The following is a 19,390-nucleotide window of genomic DNA, read 5'->3' on the forward strand; positions in this document are numbered from 1 at the left end:
GTGCAACGCGGGGGGGGGGCTCACGGGGGAGGGGGGGGACGTGGGGGCGGGTGTGTGGGGGGGGGGGAGGCCTTCCTGGTGCGGAACGAACGGGCCTTCCCTGTGTGAACCCCCCCCCCCCGGGCCCCCGCGACGGGCCGGCGGCCGGCGGCGCTCAGATCTCGTCGTCCAGGCCCTGCTCGATCGCGTACCTGACCAGTTCCACCCGGTTGTGCAACTGGAGCTTGCCCAGGGTGTTCTGCACGTGGTTCTGCACCGTCCGGTGCGACAGCACCAGCCGGTCGGCTATCTGCCGGTAGGACAGCCCCTTGGCCACCAGCCGCAGCACCTCGGTCTCCCTGGCGGTCAGCCGCGGGGCGGCCGGCGCCGAGGCCGGGGCCGGCTCGGCGGCCAGCCGGCGGAACTCGCCGAGCACCAGGCCGGCCAGGCCCGGGGTGAACACCGCGTCGCCGACGGCCGTACGGCGCACCGCGTCCAGCAGCTCCTCCCGCCCGGCCGACTTCACCAGGTACCCGGTCGCGCCGGACTTCACCGCCTCCAGCACGTCCTGGTGCTCGCCGCTGGCGGACAGCACCAGTACCCGGACCGCCGGGTCCTGCGCGACCACCTGACGGCACGCCTCGGCTCCGGACAGGCCGGGCAGGTTGAGGTCCATCACGACCACCTGCGGCGAGCAGGCGCGGGCCCGGCGGACGGCCTCCTCGCCGTCGCCCGCGGTGGCCACCACGTCCAGCCCGGCCTCGGCGAGGTCACGCGAGACGGCGTCCCGCCACATCGGGTGGTCGTCCACCACCATCACCCGCACCGGCCGGTCGGTGGTCGGCTGATCGGTCATCGGCTGGCTGGTCATGGAGTGGCCTTCCTCGGGACGCGCAGTTCGACCTCGACGCCCTCCCCGGGCACCGAGTACAGCTCGGCCGTGCCGCCGAGGTCCAGCAGCCGGCCGCGGATGGACTGGGAGACACCGAGCCGCCCGGCCCGCTCCGCCTCGCCGAGCCGCCCGGGGGCGAAACCCGGGCCGTCGTCGCGGATGCTGACCGTGACGGCCTCCGGCTCGTCCTCGACCAGGATCCAGGCCCCGGCCCGCTCCCCCGCGTGCCTGCGCACGTTGTCGACGGCGGCGCCGACCGCCGCCGCGAGCTCGCCGGCCGCCGGCCCCGGCAGCAGCACCGGGGTGCCGGGGGCGGAGAGCGTGATCCGCTCGTCCGCGTACGGGCGCAGCAGCGCGGTGAGGTCGCACGGCTCGTCCGGGTCCCGCGGGTCGGCCGCGTCGGGCCGCGCCGCGCGTTGCCCGGGCAGCGGACCGGCCGTCATCAGGGCCCGCAGCGCGCGTTCCTGCTCGCCGGCCAGCCGTCCCAGCTCGGCGAAGTCCGCGCCGCCTGCCGTCCCCCCGCCCAGCTCGGCGCCGCGCCGCTGGACCAGGGCGAGCACCTGGAGCACGCCGTCGTGGATGTCCCGGGAGAGCCGCTCGCGCTCCCGGGTGGCCGCCTCGACCTGGAGCGCCCGGGTGAGCGTGGCCTCGCTGGCCCTGGCCAGTTCGATCACGTAGCCGATCGCGCAGCCCGCCACCATCAGCAGCACGATGTTGTGGATGTTGTCACCGGTCGGCCCGCCGTGGCCGAGGATGTTGGCGACGCCGATCAGCGAGCCCGAGGCCGCCGCCGGGCGCCAGCCGCCCTTCGCCGCGAAGCCGAGCACCGTCCCGGCCGCCCAGATGGTCGGCAGGGTGGGCGCGCCGTGGCTGATCCGGGCCGGGGAGTCGGTCAGGCCGCTCATCACGATGCCGGTGACGGCGAGGGTGAGGTCGGTGCCCAGGACGTACCAGGTGCAGCGCTGCGGATTGGCGAAGGCCCGGGTGCTGGCCAGGGTCCAGAGGGTCAGCGCGCCGAGGAAGATCCAGCCGGCCACCGGGTGCAGGAAGTGCAGGTACGAGTTGAAGTACCGCAGCAGGGCGTAGCACAGGGCCAGCACCCGGAAGTAGGAGATCGCCTTCCACAGCGGCAGCTCGACGGACATGCCGCCGACCGCCACCGTGCCGCCGACCGCGCCGGCTCTGCCACCGTCGTCCGTCATCCGCCCCGCCCCTCCCCGGGCCCGTCGGGACCGCCGGAGCGGCCCCGGCGCCTACTCCGGCTTGCCCGGCTCGGCGGCCTTCTCCGCCTCCGCCGCCTTCTCCGCCTCCGCCGCCTTCTCCGCCCGCTCGGCCTCGGCAGCCTTCTCGGCCTTCTCCGCCTCGGCGGCCTCCGCCTTCTCGGCCTTGGCGGCGGCCCGGCGCTCGGCGTCGGCCTTCTTCTTGTCGTCGGCGATCTGCCGCTTGGCGGCGGTCGCGTAGATGTCCACGTACTCCTGGCCGGAGAGCCGCATGATCTCGTACATCACCTCGTCCGTCACCGAACGGAGGATGAAGCGGTCGTTCTCCATGCCGTGGTAGCGGGAGAAGTCCAGCGGGCGGCCGATCCGGATGCCGGGGCGGATGCCGAAGTTCGGGACCACCTGGCCGGGCGGCTGCACCTTCTCGGTGTCGATCATGGCGACCGGGATCACCGGGGCACCGGTGGCCAGCGCGACGCGGGCCAGGCCGCCGACCTTGCCGCGGTACAGCTTTCCGTCGGGCGACCGGGTGCCCTCGGGGTAGACGCCGAACAGCTCGCCCTGGTCCAGCACCGCGATGGCGCTGCGGATCGCGGCCTCACCGGCCCCGCGCACGCCCGAGCGGTCCACCGGCAGCTGGCCGACGCCCTTGAAGAACGCCGCGGTCAGCCGGCCCTTGAGCCCCGGGGTGTTGAAGTACTCGGCCTTCGCGATGAAGGTGACCCGGCGCCTGATCAGCGCGGGGAAGAAGAACGAGTCCGAGAAGGACAGGTGGTTGCTCGCGATGATCGCCGCACCCTCGGCGGGAATGTTCTCCTCGCCCTCGATCCACGGCCGGAAGAAGAGCCGAAGCAGTGGCGCGACGATCATCTTCATCAGTCGGTAGAACAACCCGGGCCTCCTGTTATGCGGACCGGTCGATCCTAATGCCCCGCGACCGCCCGCTGCGCCCGCCCCCGCCGAAGGGAGGCCGCCCGAGCCCCTCGGAGGGGGTGTACGGCCCGGCGCGGAGCGTGGGACGATGCGGATTCGCAGCACTCCCCCTCCAGCGTCCCCTCCCCCAGCGCCGTCCGCCCGCGAAGGAGTCCGCCATGCCGTTGCTGCCCGGTGCCGAGCCGTACCGCCACCGCGGCGGGCCGGTGGGGGTGCTGCTCTGCCACGGTTTCACCGGCTCGCCGCAGTCGCTGCGGCCGTGGGCCGGGGAACTGGCGGCGGCCGGGTTCACCGTCTCGCTGCCGCTGCTGCCCGGGCACGGCACCCGCTGGCAGGACATGCAGCTCACCCGCTGGGAGGACTGGTACGCCGAGGTGGAGCGCGAGCTGCTGGCGCTCGCCGAGGAGTGCGAGCAGGTCTTCGTCTGCGCGCTGTCGATGGGCGGCGCGCTGGCCCTGCGGCTCGCCGCGCTGCACGGGCCGACGGTGTCCGGGCTGGTGCTGGTCAACCCGTCGGTGCGGCCGGACACCCCCGCGAGTGTGCTGCTGCCGGTGCTGCGCCACCTGGTGCCCAGCGTGCCCGGGGTCGCCGGCGACATCGCCAGGGCCGGTGCCACCGAGGTCGGCTACGACCGGACCCCGCTGCACGCCGCCTGGTCGCTGAGCCGGCTCTGGCGGGAGGTCGGGCGGCTGCTGCCGGAGGTGACCCAGCCGGTGCTGCTCTTCCACAGCCCGCGGGACCACGTCGTCTCGCCGGCCAACTCGGAACTGGTACTGGCCCGGATATCCTCGACGGACGTGACGGAGCGGCTGTGCCGGCGCAGTTTCCACGTCGCGACGCTGGACCACGACGCGGCGGAAATATTCGCGGCGAGCCAGGACTTCATCCGACGGCTGGCTCCCGCGCACGCGGCGGGCGTCACCCGGGTCGAATCCGACGATCACCATGGCTGAAGGGCCGGAAGTGCACGAGAGCAGCACGGCGGGCGGGGACGAGGCTCCCCGCGAGGACGGCGCGACGAAGGACGGCGGAGCGAAGGACCGCGGGACGGACGCCGCCGTCCCGGGCGGTGCGCCGACGGACCGTACCGGCCAGGACGGCGCCGCGACGCCCCCGCCCCTCAGGGACCCGGTCAAGGGGTCGGTCAAGGAGCCCGCCGGGGAGGCCGCCGAGCCGCAGGCCCCCGTCGACCGCCGGGCGCGCCGCACGCCCGAGCGCAGCCAGGCCGAGCAGGACGAGATCTTCGCCGCCCTGGTCGCCCAGTTCGACGACCCCGTCGACCTCAACAACCCCAACTGGCCCGAGGTCGAGAACCTCCGGGCGCAGAACGAGCTCAAGGGTGGCCACAAGAGCGGCCCCGACGGCCGCGGCGAGCAGGACGACCTCTCCGACCTCGCCCCGCAGCCCCGCCCCCGCTCCGGCCGGCCGGTGATGCCGGCCGGCGGCTCGGGCCCGCGCGACTTCGAGCTGGCCGAGGAGACCGACGAGGGCCACTTCGTCCCGCCGGAGCCCCCGCCGCTGCCCGCTGCCGACGTGACCGCCAAGTTCGCCTGGCTGGCGGTGCTCGGCGGCCCGGCCCTGCTGCTGGTCGACGCGGTGGTCTGGCGGGAGGTCTCCGGCTGGCCCGCCTGGGTCGGGATCACCGCCTTCCTCGGTGGCTTCGTCACCCTGGTCGCGCGGATGAAGGACCGCGACGAGGACGAGCCGGAGGACCCGGACAACGGCGCGGTGGTCTAGTCCCTAGGGCCTCGGGATCTCCAGGACGGCGAGCACCGGCAGGTGGTCGGTGGCGGCCCGCAGGTCGGCCTCGGTGACGCCGGGCAGCCCGTGCGGCACCCCGCAGCCGAGGACGGTGATCCCGGGCGTGGCGAACACGGCGTCGATCCGCTGGTAGGGGCGCTCGGGTACCGAGGTGAACTCGCCGCCCCAGGGCGCGGTCGGGTGCCCGTCCTGGAGCCGGGAAGCCAGCAGCTGCCAGCCGGGCCCGTCCGGGTGCTCGTTGAAGTCCCCCGCCACGACGCCGAGTTCGGCGATCGCCAGCTGGTCGAGCAGCAGCTCGAACTGCCCGTACCGCTCCTCCTGGTCCAGACTGAGGTGGCAGCTGGTGACGGTGAACGGCGCCGAGCCCGGCAACCGCAGCAGCGCGGTGGCGAAGCCCCTGGCGTGCAGGCCGCGGGTCTTGGGCAGCAGCCGGTCGTGCACCCCGAGCAGTTCCACCGCGCCGGGCCGGCCGAGCAGCAGCGGACCGGCGGCGGTCCGGCCGCCGCCGGCCAGCACGGTGGTGCCGGTGTTCCCGGCCAGCCAGGCGGCCTGGCCCTCGGGCCGCCAGTAGCGCGGGGACTCCTGGACGCAGACCAGGTCCGGCTCGCAGGCCCTGATCACCCGGGCCAGTGCCCGCCGGTCGTCGCGCAGCGAGCGGATGTTGTAGCTGAGCAGGCGCAGCCGGCCGGGGCCGGACGGTGGCAGCGGTCCGACGGCCACGGCGGTCCCGGCCTCGGTCTCGCTCTCGGTCACAGCGGCGGTCTCGGTCACGGCAGCGGTCGTCTTCGCGGCGCTCAATGGTCCTCCCCTGGGCATCGTCACCGGATCGCTCCGACCGTACGCGGCCGGCCCCGGACGTGCGACGGCGGCGGCGCGTCCGGGATCGGTCGGGACCCGGTCGCACCGCCGCCGGCGGGCTGGAGAGGGTGTCAGGCGGTGCGGGCGAGGTCCGCCGCGCCGACGATGCCGGCCGCGGAGCCCATCGAGGCCAGCACGATGTCGGCACGCGGGCGGTGCACCCCGCCGGTCAGGTAGTGCTCGAACGCCTTGGCGACCGGGTCGAGCAGCAGGCGGCCGGAGTCGGAGACGCCACCGCCGAGCACGAAGACGCCCGGGTCGAACAGCGAGGCGAGGTCGACCATGCCGCGGCCCAGCCAGTCGGAGAGTTCGGCGTAGCACTCCAGGGCGAGCGGGTCGCCCTCCTCGGCGGCCTGGGTGATGTGGATGCCGCGGATGGTCTCGGCGACGCCGTCGTTGAGTTCCAGCATCCGGCGGCCGCGCACCTGGTCGGCCGCCGCCTTCTCCCGGCCGTAGCGGCGCAGCGCGCGCCCGGAGCCGTACTGCTCCCAGCAGCCCTTGCCGCCGCAGCCGCAGGGCAGGCCGTCGGGGATCATGTTGAGGTGGCCGATCTCGCCGGCCACGCCGAAGCGGCCGCGGTGCAGCCGGCTGTCCAGGACGATGCCGCCGCCGATGCCGGTACCGACGGTGATCAGCACCATGTCGCGGTGGTCGGCGGCCGCACCGAAACGGAACTCGGCCCAGGCGGCGCAGTTGGCGTCGTTCTCGACGACGACGGACAGGCCGGTGAGCTCCTCGATCCGCCCGCGCAGCGGCTCGTTCTCCCAGTCGATGTTGGGGGCGAAGATCACCGTGGAGCGGTTGCTGTCGACGAATCCGGGGGCTCCGACACCCACCGCCGCCACGTCGGGGTGCTGCTCCTTGAGCTCGCGCACGACCTGCGCGATGGCGTCCACCGCCCACTGCGGGTCGGCCGGGGTGGGCACCCTGGTCCGGGCCAGGATGGCGCCCGCCTCGTCGACCACGCCTGCCGCGATCTTGGTCCCGCCGACATCGACGCCGATGGTCAGAGCCATGTGTCCCTCAGCTATTCACTCGTTCCCGCTGGACGGAACGCTACCGCCCAACCCTGCCTCCGTACACAACCTCGCATACATTATCCGAAGACAATCTTGGGAGAACCGAGCCGCGACGCTTCAAAAGTCGTATCTAATCTCCATCTTCGTGACGCAAGTGAGCAGCGTGATCACGCTCCGAAATTAACGGTTTCACTGCTTGGCGGACGGCTCGTCACTCTCGTCAAGATCGGCTTCGGCGTCCGCGTCGAGGTCGAGGTCGAGGTCGATCTTCTCGGCCGACGCGCCCTGCCCCGCGGTCCAGCGGCTCTCGTGCCCGGCCACGGCGGCGCGGTAGGCGGCCAGCAGTTCGGTGCCCGCGGCGGCGAGCCCGGTACCGGCGGCGGAGAGGTGGGAGTAGACCTCCGGCTGCTGGTCGCGCAGCTTGTCGGCCAGCCCGGACAGGGTGATCAGGGTGGTGGCGCCGGCCTCCTGGGCCTTCTCGCCCAGCGCGCCGGCGAACCGGCGCACCTCGTCCACCAGCGGGCCCAGCTCCGGCCCGAACGGGTGGGACTGCCCGCCGTCCTGCCCGCCGTCCTGCCCGGCGCGATCGCCGGAGCCGCCCGAGGACTCGGCACGATCGCCGGAGGGCTCCGTACGGTCGTCGCCGGGCTCGGTACGGTCGTCGGTGCTGGTCATCGCGGGCGCCTCCTCAGCCGTGGCCGCACCCCGCGGCCCTCCGGCCCGACGCTACCCGACCGGCCGCGCGGCCAGGAAAGGCCCGAGTGCCCGTCAGCCCCGCGGCCAGAGCGCCGGGTCCGGCGCGAACCGCACCGAGAGCACCCCGTCGTGCAGCCCCGCCCCGGCCACCGTGCAGCGGCGCAGCGCGGAGGGCAGGACGAGCACCCGGCGGTGGGTGCCGAGCCCGAGCACCAGTTCGTCGCCCCGGCGGACCAGGTCCAGCTCGGTGCGGTCGGCGCCGGGCAGGTCGAGGTGCCAGACCAGCAGGCCCTCCTCGGCGAGCCGGTCCTCGACCGGCCAGGGCGCGGGGGCGAGCCGCTCCGGCCCCCCGCCGTCCCCGTAGAGCCGGTCGGCGACCGCTTCCAGGGTGGCGTCGGCCAGGCCCGCGACCAGCACGGGGGCGTCGGTCTCGGCGGCGAGCCCGGTCAGCTCCTCCTGCCGGCGGCGGGCCAGCGCGGCCAGCCACGGGTCGGGAGAGGAGACGGCCGCCTCCGGGAGCGCGCCGTGCACCACCACGGCGTCCGGCCGGTGCCCGTGCAGCGCGAGCCCCGCCCTGATCCGGCGCAGCTCCCGGTACGGGTGGCCGTCGGCGCGGACGACCAGCCGGACGCTGGTGCCGGGTCCGGTGATCGCGTCGCGGGACTCGGCGAGCGCCGCGGTGGCCTTGGTGCGCCCCTCGTACAGCCAGTCGGCGGGCATCGGGACGCCGGCCAGCCCGGCGAGCAGCGGGCGCAGCGCCCGGGCGGCCTGCCGCTGCTCGGGGACGAGGCGGTCCAGGTAGCGGGCGAGCTGCTCGGGCAGGGCGAGGGTGGCGATCAGTTCGGCGGGCGCCGGGGCGAGCACGACCAGGACGTCGTGGTCGGCGGCGGGCAGGGCGCGCAGCAGGGCGAGCCGGGCGATACCGGGGAGGGCGGTGAGTTCCTCGGGGTCGAGCTGTTCGGCGCCGAGCAGGTCGAGGGCGGGCTTGAGCCGGCCGGCGAGCTCGCCGACGGCGTAGCGGAAGGCCGCCTGCTCGTCGATCCGGGAGACGGTCAGGCCCGGTGCGTACAGGAGCGGTTCGGGCTCCAGCCGGGTGCCGAGGACGGAGTCCAGGGTGTGGTGCGGATCGTCGGCGGCCAGCAGCCAGGTGCGGTGTCCGCGCCGGGCGGCGTGCAGCGCGGTGGCGGCGGCCACCGTGGGCGCGCCCGCGTCGCCGCTGACCAGGATGGTGCGTGTCGCCGTCATGCCGTCAGCCCCCGTTCGGTGTGTCAGCCCTGGGCGGGCTTCTTGCCGCCGGCGTCCTCGACGCGCTTCTTCAGGCCGGCCAGGGCGCGGTCGATGATGACCTTCTCGGCCTTGCGCTTGATCATGCCGAGCATCGGGATCTTGACGTCCACGGCGAGCTGGTAGGTCACCTCGGTGCGGCCGCCGGCCAGCGGGGCGAGGGTGTAGGAGCCGTCCAGCGAGCGGAGCATCTGGCTGCGGACGAGGGTCCAGGAGACCTCGCGGTCGCCGTCCCAGGTGTAGGCGAGGACGTGCTCGTCCCGGATGGCGCCGGCGTCGAGCAGCAGCCGGACCCGGGCGGCGCGGCCGTCCCCTCCGGTCTCCAGGACCTCGACCTCCTTGACCTCTCCGGTCCAGGCCGGGTAGGCGGCGAAGTCGGCGATCACGGCCATGACCGTGGCCGGGGTCGCGTCGATGGTGATGCTCGACCTGGTGTGCTCCGCCATGGAATGGCCCTCCGCGTCGTCCCGCTGCTGACGGCCGGGGCGCGCTCGGCCCGGTCCGCCCGGAGCAGGCTATCGCGACCGGAGATCGGCTCGGCGGCGCGGGCCGCGGCGGACCGGCGGGCGCGGCCCGCCGCGGAGACGAACGGGCGGGTCAGAGCCGTCGGAGGGCCCGGCATGTTACCGGCCGGTCGCTCTCCGCTGCCGTAGGGTGCCATTCGAACGACCCGGTCACGTCCAGGTCGGACCCGGCCGGGTGTGACACTTCGAACACCGGAGCCGACCCCTCTGGTCGAAGCTGCCTACCGGGCAGTAACGTCCTGCCGTCCCGCAGCGTCGCGAACGAGGAGCAGTCTTGCTCGACTTCAGCCTTCCGGCCCTCTACCAGGTACCCAGCGGTGGCAACCTCGCCGACCCGGTGCACCGGAACGCCGAGGAGCACCCGGACGTCGCCGTGCTCAGCCGGAAGGTGAACGGCCGGTGGCGGGAACTGACGTCGGTCCAGTTCCTGGCCGAGGTGCACGCCGCCGCCAAGGGCCTGATCGCCACGGGCATCCGGCCGGGCGACCGGGTGGGCGTCATGTCCCGCACCCGGTACGAGTGGACGCTGCTGGACTTCGCGATCTGGACGGCCGGCGCGATCACCGTGCCGGTGTACGAGACCTCCTCCGCCGAGCAGGTCGAGTGGATCCTCGGCGACTCGGGCGCGGTCGCCGTGATCACCGAGACCGAGCAGCACGTCCGGGTGGTCGGCGAGGTCCGCGACCGGCTGCCGGAGCTGGCGCACACCTGGCAGATCGACGGCGGGGCGATCGCCGCGCTGGCCGAGGCCGGGAAGGACGTCCCGGACGCGACGGTCCACGAGCGCCGCGGGATCGCCGGCCCCGACTCGATCGCCACCATCGTCTACACCTCGGGCACCACCGGCCGCCCGAAGGGCTGTCAGCTGACGCACGGCAACTTCCTGGCCGAGTGCGGCAACGTCGTCGAGCGCCTGGCCCCGCTGTTCCGCACCGGCGACAGCTCGGTCCTGCTGTTCCTGCCGCTGGCCCACGTGCTCGGCCGGATCGCCGAGATCGCCCCGGCGATGGCCCCGATCAAGCTCGGCCACGTCTCCGACGTCAAGGACGTCACCGCCGAGCTGGCCGCCTTCCGGCCGACCCTGATCCTGGGCGTGCCCAGGGTGTTCGAGAAGGTCTACAACACCGCCCGCGCCAAGGCCCAGGCCGACGGCAAGGGCAAGATCTTCGACAAGGCCGCCGACACCGCGATCGCGTACAGCCGCGCGCTGGACGCCGGTGGCGCGGGCCTGGTGCTGCGGCTCAAGCACGCGGTCTTCGACAAGCTCGTCTACAGCAAGCTGCGCGCCGCCCTCGGCGGCCGGGCCACCCATGCCATCTCCGGCGGCGCCCCGCTCGGCGAGCGCCTCGGCCACTTCTACCGCGGCATCGGCTTCACCGTCCTGGAGGGCTACGGCCTGACCGAGACCTGCGCGGCCACCGCCTTCAACCCGTGCGACAAGCCGAAGATCGGGACGGTCGGCCAGCCGGTGCCCGGCTCCTCCGTCCGGATCGCCGAGGACGGCGAGGTCCTCCTCAAGGGCCCGCACGTCTTCACCGGCTACTGGAACAACCCGAAGGCCACCGCCGAGACCCTCAGGGACGGCTGGATCGCCACCGGCGACCTCGGCTCGCTGGACTCCGAGGGCTACCTGACCATCACCGGCCGCAAGAAGGAGATCATCGTCACCGCCGGCGGCAAGAACGTCGCCCCGGCCGTGATCGAGGACCGGATCCGGGCCCACGCCCTGGTCGGCGAGGTCATGGTGGTCGGCGACCGCAAGCCCTTCGTCGCCTGCCTGATCACCGTCGACCCGGAGTTCTTCCCGAAGTGGAAGGAGCTCAACGGCAAGCCCGCCGACGCCACCGTCGCCGACCTCGCCGCCGACCCGGACCTGCTGGCCGCCCTCCAGACCGCGGTGGACGACGGCAACGCCGCCGTCTCGCACGCCGAGGCGGTCAAGAAGTTCCGGCTGCTGGACACCGAGTTCTCCGAGGAGGCCGGCTACCTGACGCCCTCGCTCAAGCTCAAGCGCAACGTCGTGCTGAAGGACTTCTCCGCCGACATCGAGGCGATCTACCGGAAGTAGCCGCCGCCGGCACGCGGGCCGGGCCCCGCCTCCGCGAAGGAGGCGGGGCCCAAGGCCCGTGCGTCACCCGGCCAGCAGCGAGGTCAGCCGCCCGGCCAGCAGGTCCCAGCGCCAGGAGCGCTCCACCCAGCGCCGCCCGGCCTCGCCCATCCGCCGCCGCAGCTCCTCGTCGCGCAGCAGCCGGACGATCCGCTCGGCCGCCGCCGGGGCCGAACCGCCGGGCACCACGTACCCGGTCTCGCCCTCCAGCACCGCGTCCGGCGCGCCGCCGGAGTCCCCCGCGACCACCGGCAGTCCGGTCGCCGAGGCCTCCAGGTAGACGATGCCCAGGCCCTCCACGTCCAGCCCCCCGCGCCGGGTGCGGCAGGGCATCGCGAAGACGTCCCCGGCCCCGTAGTGGGCGGGCAGCTCCTCCCACGGCACCGAGCCGGTGAACCGCACCGAGGCCCGTACGCCCCTGGCGTCCGCGAGCTTCTCCAGGTCCGCCCGGTAGGGGCCGCCGCCGACGATCAGCAGCACCGCGTCCGGCACGTCGGCGAGAATCTGCGGCATCGCCTCGATCAGGGTGTCCTGGCCCTTGCGCGGCACCAGCCGGGAGACGCAGACCACCACGGGACGGTCCGCCAGCCCGAGCCGGCGGCGCACCTCGGCGCCCCCGGAGTCCGGGTGGAAGGCCGACTCGTCCACGCCCGGCGGCAGCTGCGCCATCCGGGCCGCGGCCTGCGGCCCGACCGCGGCGGCGATCCGGGAGCGGGTGTACTCGCCCAGGTAGGTCAGCACGTCGGTGCCCGCGCCGATCCGCCGCAGCAGCTGCCGGGAGCCCGGCAGCTGGGCCCAGGCGGCCTCGTGCCCGTGCGTCATGCCGAGCAGCCGCCCGGCCCCGGCCCCGCGCAGCGTGGGCGCCATCAGCCCGAGCGGGGCGGCGGCGCCGAACCAGACCGAGTCGCACTTCTCCGCGCGCAGGATCTCGGCGGCCCGCCGGGTGACCCGGGGTGTGGGAACCATCACCTTCGTCCGGTCCCGGATGACCGGGAACGGCTGTTCGGCGTCGAAGCGGGCCACCTCGCTGCCGTCCCGCCAGGTCGAGGCGTACACCACGATGCCGCCTGCGGGCTGACGGACGGCCATGTTGTGGACGAAGGCCTGGATGCCACCGGGGCGGGGCGGGAAGTCATTGGTGACGATCAAGGTTCTGTGCATCAGGCCACGGCTCGCTCGGTCGGGGGGTGCGCGGTGTACCGCTGGGTGATCCGTACGATAGGTCAACACCATGACCCGCCGGGAACGGAACCGCACACGGCAACCGTTTGACCCCCGGGTCAGTCCTAGTACCTAGGCCGCGCTACGGCGGCCCGGGCGTCCGTCGGTACGACGCCTCCGGTGAGGACGTACGAGACGAACGAGGGAGCGCAGTGGAATTGGCCCCGGCCACCGAGTCCGTGTCGTCGCGCGGCCGCCTCGGCCGCCCGCTCGGGGCGCTCGCCGCGCTCGGTGCCACCTGGACGGCCACCCGCGCCCTGCTGGTGCTGATGGTGACGGGCGTGCTGAAGGCGGGTGGCGACGTCACCGCCGACGTCTGGATGATCTACCACGCCTGGTACGGCGTGCTCCAGACCGGCACCTTCCCGTTCGACGACGTGACCTGGCAGTACCCGCCGGGCGCCGCCCTGGTGATCCTGCTGCCGGGCCTGCTGCCCTGGTCGTACCTGGTCTCGTTCTGGGTGATCTGCGGGATCGCCGACGCCGCCGCGACCGCGCTGCTGGTCCGCACCGGCCTGCGCCGGGGCCGGGCGCTGACCGGTGCCTGGATGTGGGTGGTGGGCGTCCCGCTGCTCGGCCCGATGATCTACAACCGCTTCGACGTCATCGTCACCGCGGTCGCCCTGGCCGGCCTGCTGGCGCTGATCCGCCGCCCGGCGGTCGGCGGGGTGCTGCTGGGCCTGGGCGGCATCGTCAAGATCTGGCCGCTGATCGGCCTGATCGGCACCCCCTCCGGCCGCCGCACCCGCCGCTCCTGGACGCTGGCCGGCGCCACCGCCGTCTCCATCGGCTTCCTGCTGACGGCCGGGATGAACGGCGCCTTCGACTTCCTGGCCTTCCAGAAGGACCGCGGCATCGAGGTCGAGTCGCTCGGCGCGCTGCCGCTGCACCTCGCCAGGATCGCCGGGACCTGGGACGGCCGGGTCACCATGAACTACGGCTCCCCCGAGATGCTCGGGCCGTGGGTCGCCGTGATCAGCAAGGTGATGATGGCCGGCACCCTGCTGGGCTTCGCCTGGCTGCTGCTGTGGCGCTTCACCTCCAAGCGCCGCAACGCGGCCACCATGTACGACGCGGCGCTGTGCGCGCTGCTGATCTTCGTGGTGACCAGCCGGGTGATCAGCCCGCAGTACCTGGTCTGGCTGATCGGCGTCGCGGCGGTCTGCCTGACCGTGCGCAGCACCAGCCAGCGGCCGGTGGCGGTGCTGATCCTGCTCGCCTGCCCGCTGACCCTGCTCGAATTCCCGATCATGTTCTCCCAGGTGCTGGCCAGCGGCCCGGCGGCGGTCGCCGTGCTGGCCCTGCGCAACCTGCTGCTGCTGGCCGCGGCCCTGCTCTCCTGCGTCCGGCTCTGGCGCTCCACCCGTGGCGGGGCGGCGCTGCCGCCGACCGTGGTGCTGGACCGCGAGCCCGCCGAGCTGTCGGCCGCCGGCTACCCGGTGCGCCCCGGCATCGCCTACGAGCAGGACCTGCTGGACGGCATCGACCACCCGGGCGCCCCGGTCGAGCGGCGCCGCCCCGGCACCCCGGCCCAGCAGCGCCGCTGACCGGCCCTTCAACGGCGCCGATCAGCCCGGCGGCGCCGCCGACCGGCACAGCGGCACCGCGGACCAACACAGCGGGGCCGCTGTTCAGCCCTTCAGCGCCGCCACCTGCTCCAGCCAGAGCCGGGTGAAGTCGTCCAGGCCGACACCCAGTTCGCGGCGCAGCAGCCGGTCGGTGCGGCGCTCCCGGTCCTCGCCCTGCCCGTCCGCCGCGCCGACCGCCCGGTAGAGGGCGACCAGCCGGCCCGGCCCGTGCTCGCGGGCGATCAGCTCGCAGGCCAGCCAGGCCTGTTCGTAGGCCTGGGAGATGCCGGTCGCGCCGGCGGTGAAGTCCTGGTCGGCGGGCAGCGCGGTGGGCAGCTTCCCGTCGGCGACGTCCCTGGCCAGCTCGGGGGCGATCTGCCGCGGGCTGCGGCCCGAGTCGCGGTAGGCGGTCCAGTCGGCGACGCCCTCGGACAGCCACAGCGGGGTCCAGGCCCGGGTGTCGGCCCTGGTCGCGACGTGGGTGGCCTCGTGGGTGACCACCACCTGGCGGCCGAAGTCGCTGAGCCGCCGGTACGCCTCCGGGTTGACCAGCACCCGGTCCGCCGGGGTGTGCCAGGGCGCGCCGGCGGCGGCCACGGTGACCGCCGCCATGCCCGTCCAGCCGGCCGGGTCGCCCTCCAGCAGCCGGGCGAACTGCTCTCCGGTGGCGGGCCGTTCCAGCAGCAGCCGCCCGGGCCAGTCGCCGCCCCAGACCTCGGTGACGGCGGGCACCGCCCGGTCCCCCACCGCGACCAGTTCGGCCGGGTCGGGGCCGGCGGCCGGCCCGAGCACCAGGCAGTGCGCGCCCGGCGCCGACCGGAGCGGCCCGAAGTCCCACGGCGCGGGCGGCCCGCTCGCGGCCTCCTCGCGCTCGACCCGCCAGTCGGCCCCGGCCCGTACCAGCTCGATCCGGCGCGGGTACACCACCGGGTACTCGTCGTACCCGGCGATCCGCACCGCCAGGTCGGCGGCGGCGGTGAGCCGCTCCGGCCCGCCGGCCCCGGCGAGCACCAGGTTGCGGTACTCCGCCCCGGCCACCGGCAGCCCGGACCAGGGCGGCGCCGAGCGCACCCGCTCCGCGAGCACGGCGGCCACCTGCCCGCGGCGGTCCGCCGTCCGCGCCGCGGGCGCCGCGGGGGCGGCCGGCGGCAGCGACAGCTGGGTCAGCCCGCCGGCCGCGAGCAGCAGCGCGCCGCGCCTGGACAGCGTGCGTCGGGGGCCGGAGCCGGGTATGTCGGCGGGGTCGGTCGGCGGGGTGCTCAGAGCCGGACCACCCCGGAGACCGGCATGGCGCCGACGCTCTCGTAGCGGACCCTGGCGCCCGGGCGGGGGGCGTGCACGATCACGCCGCCGCCGGCGTACATGCCGACGTGGTGCATGTCCCGGTAGAAGATCACCAGGTCTCCCGGTCGCGCTTCGGACAGGCTGATCCGCTGCCCGGCGTACGCCTGGGCCTGCGAGGTGCGCGGCAGGGTCACTCCGGCCTGCCGCCAGCTGTAGTACATCAGACCCGAGCAGTCGAACGCGTGCGGGCCGGCGGCCCCGTAGACGTACGGGGAGCCGATCATCCGCACCGCGGCGGCCAGCGCGGCCGCACCGCGCTCGGAGGCGGGCGGGGCGGTGCCGAGGTCCAGCCGGTCGGTGCCCCGGGTGGCGCGGCGCTCGGCGTCCCTGGCGTCCTGGGCGGCCAGCCGGGCCCGCTCGGCGCCGCCCAGGCCGTTCAGCAGCTTCTGCGCCTTGGCCAGCCGCTGCTGGATCTGCTGCTTGCCGTCGGCGAGCGACCGGCGGGCCTGGTCCAGCTCGGCGAGCTTGTCGGCCGCCTCGGTGCGGCGCTGGTCGAGCCGGCGCTGCCGGGTGATCAGCTCGTGCAGGCTCTCCTGCTGGCGGGCGGCGGCCTGGCCCATGGCGCGGGCGCGGGCCAGGTAGCCCTCCGGGTCGGTCGAGAGGATCAGCTGGGCCGTCTGGGTCATGCCGCCGCCGCGGTACTCCGCCCCGGCCACCGTCGCCAGGTCGCCGCGCAGCTGGTTGAGCTGGTCCTGGGCGCCGGCGATCTCGCCCTGGAGGATGGTGGTCTCGCCCTGGAGGCGCCGCTGGGCCTCCTGCGCCGCGTTGAACTTCTCGGACGCCTGCTCGGCCTCGTCGTACAGCTGCTCCACCTGCGCCTTGACGTCCTGTCGGTCGGCCGGGTCCGGGCTGCCGGGGGCGGCCTGGGCGCTGCCTCCGGTGGCCACGCCCAGCGCGGTGGCGGCGGCCGCGGTCAGCACCAGCGCCCGGGCGAGCAGTTGGGAACGACGGTGCACGGGCATGGCGGCAGCGGCTCCAATCCTGCGGCGCGGTCCCCGCCGCCGCGCCATGGTGGGCGGCCGTCGAGCGGGAGTCCGGTGGCAGACGTTAGCGAGTCCGGGCAACCGAGTCCAAACCCCTCCCAACCCGAATATTCGCCCACTAATCGGACATCAGCTCGACCTTCCGGAAAAGCCGCAGGCCCGGCCTTCCCCGAGGAAGGCCGGGCCCGGAAGCGTCCGAGCGGGGATCAGACCCGCACGATGCCGGTCAGCGGCATGTTGGTGACCGCCTCGTAGCGCACGTTCGTGCCCGTCCTGGGCGCGTGCAGCACCTGGCCGTTGCCGGCGTAGATGCCGACGTGGTGGGCGTCGGTGTAGAAGATCAGCAGGTCGCCGGGCTGGGCCTGGGAGATGTCCGTGCCGATCCGGGTGCCGGCCGAGGCCTGCGCCTGCGAGGTGCGCGGCAGCGACACGCCGGCCTGGTTGTACGCCCAGACCATCAGACCGGAGCAGTCGAAGGAACCCGGGCCGGTGGCGCCCCAGACGTACGGGCTGCCGACCTTGGAGGCGGCGTACGAGAGGGCGGCGGCACCGCGGGAGCTGCCGGCCGCGACCTTCACCGGCGCGGCGGCGGCCGAACCGGTCGAGATGTCGCTGCGGCTGTTGTCGCGCGAGGCGCGGTCGGCCTGCTGCTGCGCCTTGGCCGCTTCGGCCTTGGCGGCGTCGGCCTTGACCTTGGCCTCGGCCGCGGCCTTCTCCTCGGCCTGGCGCAGCGCCTGGCGCTCCTGCTCGGTCAGGGTGTTCAGCAGGTCCTGGGCGGCCTTCAGCTTGCCCTGGACGTCCTGCTTGGCGGTCTTCAGCTGCTGGGTGGTGGACTCCAGCTCGGCGAGCTTGCCCTGGGCCTCGTTGCGGTCCTGGTCGAGCTTGCGCTGCTGCTCCTGGAGCTCCTTCAGCTGACCCTTCTGGGTCGCACCGGCCTGGTTCAGCGCACCGGCCTGGGTGAGGAAGCCCTCCGGACTGGAGGAGAACATCAGCTGGACGGTCGGCGAGATGCCGCCGTTGCGGTACTGCTCGCCGGCGATCTCGGCCAGGCCGCCCTGGAGCTCGGTCACCTGGGACTGCTGACGGGCCACCTGGTCCTGGAGGCCGGAGACCTGCTTCTCCAGCTCCTGCTGCTTGGCCTGGGCGGCGTTGTAGTTCTCGGTCGCGACCTCGGCCTGCTCGTTGAGCTGGTCGACCTGCTCCTTGACCTGTTCCTTGGTCGGCTGCGGGTCGGCGTGGGCGCCGGACTGCGCGGAGAGGGCGACGGCTGCGGCGGCGACTCCGGTCAGGATCGAGACGCGGGCGCGGCCGGCGGGCTTGGGACGACGATGGGACGCCACGAAGGCGGACTCCTTCTTCCTACGGCCGCCTACCGGGTGAGCTGACGGGTTCGGGCCGGAAGCATGCCCTACGACGCCTCACGGCCGTTCCACCGGCCGACCTGGCGCCGATTCACCCCGGAGGAACGTGGTTCCCCGGCTCCGCTCCGCAGCGCCCCCACGAACTGGGCTCCCCTGTCGGGCAGTCGCTTCGACCTGCCCCGCTGCCTTGCGAACTCGACGGAAACCACCGCCGCCACCCTGGCTGGGCGATCGAGAGTGCGGTGGTTCAGGGCACGACCCTAGTAACTGAACCGTGATCGGTTCAAATCCTTGTCAGAAAAAAGACAGAAGATTGCCAAAGTTCTTTTGTGAAAATGACCGATGGTGACCACTGCCACACGTAAGGCTGATCAGTTCTCACCATGCGGTCACGAAACGCCGAAAACCCGAACGCCACCCCCACAAGGGGGTGGCGCTGATCACAGGTCCGGGGAAGGGGCCCCTCCGGCGTGTCGGGCCGTCAGACCCGGCGGATGGTGTTGATCGACATCGCGTCGGCCTTCATCACCTTCACCACGTCGCCGGTGTGCGGCGCGTGGACCACCATGCCGTTGCCGATGTACATCCCGACGTGGTGCATGTCGTTGCCGTAGACCACCAGGTCGCCCGGCTGGGCCTGGTCCAGCGAGGGCACCTTGGTCCCGTAGTGGCCCTGCTCCTGCGAGGTGCGCGGCAGCGAGACGCCGGCCTGGCCGTACGCCCAGACCATCAGGCCCGAGCAGTCGAAGGTGGTCGATCCGGTGGCGCCCCACACGTACGGCGAGCCCTGCTTGCCCATCGCCTTGGACACCGCCACCGCCGCGAGGCCGCCGGCCGGCGGCAGGCTGCCGAGGTCGACCCGGTCGCTGCCGCGCGAGGCGCGGTCCTCCTGCGTCTGCTGGGCCCGCAGCGCGGCTCGGTCGGCGGCGCTGAGCGAGTTCAGCAGGTCCTGGGCGGCCTTCAGCTTGGTGTTGACGTCCGTCTTGGCCTGGTTCAGGTCCTTGGTGGTGCTCTCCAGCGAGGCGAGCACGGTGGCCGCCTCGGTCTTCTGCTGGTCCAGCCGGCGCTGCTGGTCCAGCAGCCCCTTGAGCGCCTCGGCCTGGCTGGTGCCGGCCTGCTGGATGGTGGAGGCCTTGTCCAGGTAGCCGGACGGGTCGGAGGAGAGCATCAGCTGGACGGACGGGTCGATGCCGCCGGTGCGGTACTGCTCGCCCGCCACCTCGGCGAGGCCGCCCTGCAGCTGCGTCATCTGCTCCTGGCCGCGGGCCACCTGGTCCTGGAGCTGGCCGGACTGCTTGCGCAGCTGGTCGGCCCGCTCCTTGGCGCCGTTGTACTTCTCCGCCGCCTGCTCCTGCTCCTCCTGGAGCTGGTCGATCTGCGCCTTGACGTCCGACTTGTTCGGCTGCGGCGCGGCGTGCGCGGCCACCTGGGCGGAGAGGGCGACCGCGGTCGCAGCGGCGGCGGTGAGCACGGAGATCCGTGCGCGGCTCGGCTGCTTGGGACGGCGGTGGGATGCCAAGGGTCCGGCTCCTTCTTCCATCGGACTCACCTGATGGGATGAGATTCCGGAAAATAGGTTTGACGCCAGACCCTAGTGAACATCTACCCGTTCTGCTACTCCCCCGTAGGCGTGAAATCCG

The 19,390-nt window shown here is 73.9% G+C and carries 17 protein-coding genes and 1 riboswitch; of the genes, 4 read left to right on the top strand and 13 right to left on the bottom strand.

What is annotated here, in order from left to right; translation table 11 throughout:
- Positions 1 to 154: 154 nt before the first annotated feature.
- From ACZ7C5_RS24605 to ACZ7C5_RS24615, 3 genes are read right to left on the bottom strand one after another with little or no spacing between them, the layout of a single operon-like run.
- Entirely contained in the window at positions 155 to 850 is a 696-nt protein-coding gene (locus ACZ7C5_RS24605; RefSeq protein WP_401078912.1) for a response regulator, read from the bottom strand.
- Positions 847 to 2,073 (bottom strand): MacS family sensor histidine kinase, encoded by a 1,227-nt coding sequence (macS, locus tag ACZ7C5_RS24610; protein ID WP_401078909.1) that lies wholly within the window; start codon positions 2,071 to 2,073, stop codon positions 847 to 849. The genes ACZ7C5_RS24605 and macS overlap by 4 nt, the downstream gene beginning before the upstream one ends.
- Before the next feature lie 51 nt (positions 2,074 to 2,124).
- The gene (locus ACZ7C5_RS24615) at positions 2,125 to 2,967 is read right to left on the bottom strand and encodes a lysophospholipid acyltransferase family protein (RefSeq protein ID WP_470323493.1); all 843 of its coding nucleotides are present in this window, start codon (positions 2,965 to 2,967) and stop codon (positions 2,125 to 2,127) included.
- Between the two features lie 215 nt (positions 2,968 to 3,182).
- On the opposite strand from ACZ7C5_RS24615, the gene ACZ7C5_RS24620 reads away from it, so the two are divergent.
- On the top strand, positions 3,183 to 3,977 hold the full coding sequence (locus ACZ7C5_RS24620) for an alpha/beta hydrolase (protein ID WP_470323474.1): 795 nt from the start codon (positions 3,183 to 3,185) through the stop codon (positions 3,975 to 3,977).
- Positions 3,978 to 3,987: 10 nt separating this feature from the next.
- Positions 3,988 to 4,761 (top strand): hypothetical protein, encoded by a 774-nt coding sequence (locus tag ACZ7C5_RS24625; protein ID WP_470323475.1) that lies wholly within the window; start codon positions 3,988 to 3,990, stop codon positions 4,759 to 4,761.
- Positions 4,762 to 4,764: 3 nt separating this feature from the next.
- On the opposite strand, the gene ACZ7C5_RS24630 is transcribed toward ACZ7C5_RS24625, so the two are convergent.
- The 5 genes from ACZ7C5_RS24630 to ACZ7C5_RS24650 all read right to left on the bottom strand — a co-directional run bounded on the left by ACZ7C5_RS24630 (position 4,765) and on the right by ACZ7C5_RS24650 (position 9,088).
- Entirely contained in the window at positions 4,765 to 5,505 is a 741-nt protein-coding gene (locus ACZ7C5_RS24630) for an endonuclease/exonuclease/phosphatase family protein (RefSeq protein WP_470323494.1), read from the bottom strand.
- A 209-nt stretch (positions 5,506 to 5,714) separates the two neighbouring features.
- Positions 5,715 to 6,659 carry an ROK family glucokinase gene (locus ACZ7C5_RS24635; RefSeq protein WP_401078898.1) on the bottom strand — a complete coding sequence of 315 codons (945 nt, stop codon included), beginning with the start codon at positions 6,657 to 6,659 and terminating at the stop codon, positions 5,715 to 5,717.
- Between the two features lie 192 nt (positions 6,660 to 6,851).
- The gene (locus ACZ7C5_RS24640; protein ID WP_401078895.1) at positions 6,852 to 7,337 is read right to left on the bottom strand and encodes a DUF5304 family protein; all 486 of its coding nucleotides are present in this window, start codon (positions 7,335 to 7,337) and stop codon (positions 6,852 to 6,854) included.
- Positions 7,338 to 7,430: 93 nt separating this feature from the next.
- Positions 7,431 to 8,603, bottom strand: a complete 1,173-nt coding sequence (locus tag ACZ7C5_RS24645; RefSeq protein WP_401078892.1) for an ArsA family ATPase — start codon at positions 8,601 to 8,603, stop codon at positions 7,431 to 7,433.
- A 23-nt stretch (positions 8,604 to 8,626) separates the two neighbouring features.
- Positions 8,627 to 9,088, bottom strand: a complete 462-nt coding sequence (locus tag ACZ7C5_RS24650; protein WP_401078889.1) for an SRPBCC family protein — start codon at positions 9,086 to 9,088, stop codon at positions 8,627 to 8,629.
- A 352-nt stretch (positions 9,089 to 9,440) separates the two neighbouring features.
- On the opposite strand from ACZ7C5_RS24650, the gene ACZ7C5_RS24655 reads away from it, so the two are divergent.
- Complete coding sequence (locus ACZ7C5_RS24655; RefSeq protein WP_401078882.1) at positions 9,441 to 11,234, top strand: AMP-dependent synthetase/ligase; 1,794 nt, start codon at positions 9,441 to 9,443, stop codon at positions 11,232 to 11,234.
- Positions 11,235 to 11,297: 63 nt separating this feature from the next.
- On the opposite strand, the gene ACZ7C5_RS24660 is transcribed toward ACZ7C5_RS24655, so the two are convergent.
- Complete coding sequence (locus ACZ7C5_RS24660) at positions 11,298 to 12,434, bottom strand: glycosyltransferase family 4 protein (protein WP_401078879.1); 1,137 nt, start codon at positions 12,432 to 12,434, stop codon at positions 11,298 to 11,300.
- A 212-nt stretch (positions 12,435 to 12,646) separates the two neighbouring features.
- Here ACZ7C5_RS24660 and ACZ7C5_RS24665 point away from each other — a divergent pair, with 212 nt between their 5' ends.
- Positions 12,647 to 14,041 carry a glycosyltransferase 87 family protein gene (locus ACZ7C5_RS24665; RefSeq protein WP_401078876.1) on the top strand — a complete coding sequence of 465 codons (1,395 nt, stop codon included), beginning with the start codon at positions 12,647 to 12,649 and terminating at the stop codon, positions 14,039 to 14,041.
- A gap of 84 nt (positions 14,042 to 14,125) precedes the next feature.
- Here the strand turns inward: ACZ7C5_RS24665 and ACZ7C5_RS24670 are convergent, their stop codons facing one another.
- From ACZ7C5_RS24670 to ACZ7C5_RS24685, 4 genes are all read right to left on the bottom strand, one after another.
- Entirely contained in the window at positions 14,126 to 15,148 is a 1,023-nt protein-coding gene (locus tag ACZ7C5_RS24670; RefSeq protein WP_470323476.1) for a hypothetical protein, read from the bottom strand.
- 173 nt (positions 15,149 to 15,321) lie between these two features.
- The gene (locus tag ACZ7C5_RS24675) at positions 15,322 to 16,368 is read right to left on the bottom strand and encodes a C40 family peptidase (protein WP_401078870.1); all 1,047 of its coding nucleotides are present in this window, start codon (positions 16,366 to 16,368) and stop codon (positions 15,322 to 15,324) included.
- 227 nt (positions 16,369 to 16,595) lie between these two features.
- Positions 16,596 to 17,729, bottom strand: a complete 1,134-nt coding sequence (locus ACZ7C5_RS24680) for a C40 family peptidase (protein ID WP_401078867.1) — start codon at positions 17,727 to 17,729, stop codon at positions 16,596 to 16,598.
- Between the two features lie 10 nt (positions 17,730 to 17,739).
- Positions 17,740 to 17,893: riboswitch (cyclic di-AMP (ydaO/yuaA leader) on the bottom strand.
- Positions 17,894 to 18,231: 338 nt separating this feature from the next.
- Positions 18,232 to 19,269, bottom strand: a complete 1,038-nt coding sequence (locus ACZ7C5_RS24685; RefSeq protein ID WP_401078864.1) for a C40 family peptidase — start codon at positions 19,267 to 19,269, stop codon at positions 18,232 to 18,234.
- Positions 19,270 to 19,390: the final 121 nt, after the last annotated feature.

Source organism: Kitasatospora sp. NPDC036993 (assembly GCF_055607525.1).